This window comes from Sphingobium bisphenolivorans (genome assembly GCF_000412635.1).
In the GTDB taxonomy this organism is placed as follows: domain Bacteria; phylum Pseudomonadota; class Alphaproteobacteria; order Sphingomonadales; family Sphingomonadaceae; genus Sphingobium; species Sphingobium bisphenolivorans.
Genome location: NZ_ASTG01000056.1, coordinates 1 through 1,429 on the forward strand (window position 1 = coordinate 1; position 1,429 = coordinate 1,429).

The following is a 1,429-nucleotide window of genomic DNA, read 5'->3' on the forward strand; positions in this document are numbered from 1 at the left end:
GGCCGCGTCCCATCGCATGGTGTAACAGCGTCATTGCTGGGGCTTGAGGTGCAGGGAGCGTAGCGACCGGAGCCTCAAGCCCCAGCAATGACATGGCCCCTGTCTTGGCGGCCATCGCCGATCTTCGGTAGAGTTCGGGTTGCGAAACCAATGAACCTATCGGAGACGACGATGACCACAGACAGAATGGCGCTTATCGAGCTGGTTGAAAAGGGTGCAGACGCAGATCTCGTACGCGAGATGTTGGCCTTCGCTGCTGAAAGGATGATGGAAGCTGAGGTGCAGGCGTTGACCGGCGCTCCCCATGGGGCTCGAGATCCCGCAGGGCGGCAGGTTCAGCGCAACGGCTATCGTGAGCGCTCTTGGGAGACCAGGGCGGGCCATATTGATCTGGAGATCCCCCGCCTTCGCAAGGGGTCCTATTTCCCGTCCTTCCTTGAACCCCGGCGTACCGCTGAAAAGGCGCTGACCGCGGTCATTCAGGAGGCCTATGTACAAGGCATCTCGACCCGCTCGGTCGATAATCTGGTGAAGGCCATGGGCCTCACAGGCATCTCCAAGAGCTCCGTCAGCAGGCTGGTCGAAGAGATCGACGAGCGGGTCAACGCCTTCCTGAACAGGCCGATAGAAGGCGAATTTCCGTACGTCTGGCTCGATGCCACCTACATCAAATCCCGCCAGGGGGGCCGGATCCTATCGACGGCGACAATAATCGCTGTCGGGGTGAGCACCGATGGCCGGCGTGAGGTGTTGGGCGTCGCCACCGGCCCTACCGAGGCTGAGACCTTCTGGAAGGGCTTCCTGCGGTCTCTCGCCGATCGCGGGCTGCGGGGCGTCAAACTTGTCATCGCCGATGATCATAAAGGGCTGCGCGCCGCCGCCAGCAAGGTCTTCCATGCTACCCTGCAGCGCTGCCGAATCCACTGGATGCGCAATGCTCTCGCGCATGTGTCGACCAAGCAGCGGCCTGCGGTCACAGCCATGATCAAGACGATCTTCGCCCAGGAGACCTCTCAGGAGGCCCATAAGCAGTGGCAGACAATCGCCGACGCCTTACGCGACCGCGCTCCCAAGCTCGCCGAAATGATGGACGCCGCACGAGAGGATGTTCTCGCCTATACCGCCTTCCCCAAGGACCATTGGCCCCAGATCTCCAGCACGAATCCTCTCGAGCGCCTCAACGGCGAGATCAAAAGACGGTCCGATGTCGTCGGCATCTTTCCCAATGATGCGGCCGTGATCCGCCTCGTCGGTGCCCTGATGCTCGAACAGCAGGACGAATGGGCCGTATCCCGCCGATACATGAGTCTTGAAAGTCTCGCCCCAGTCAGCGACAATCCTCTCATCAAGCTGCCCGGCGTGGCTGCCTGATCCAGTCCCCTCCTCTACCGAGGATCCGCGCTGTTACACCATCCCCCGGGGCACGATC

1 protein-coding gene is annotated in these 1,429 nt (G+C 61.4%); it reads left to right on the forward strand.

The window, feature by feature from the left end:
* Positions 1-171 precede the first annotated feature (171 nt).
* Positions 172-1,371 (forward strand): IS256 family transposase, encoded by a 1,200-nt coding sequence (locus L858_RS0119180; protein ID WP_028056299.1) that lies wholly within the window; start codon positions 172-174, stop codon positions 1,369-1,371.
* Positions 1,372-1,429 lie beyond the last annotated feature (58 nt).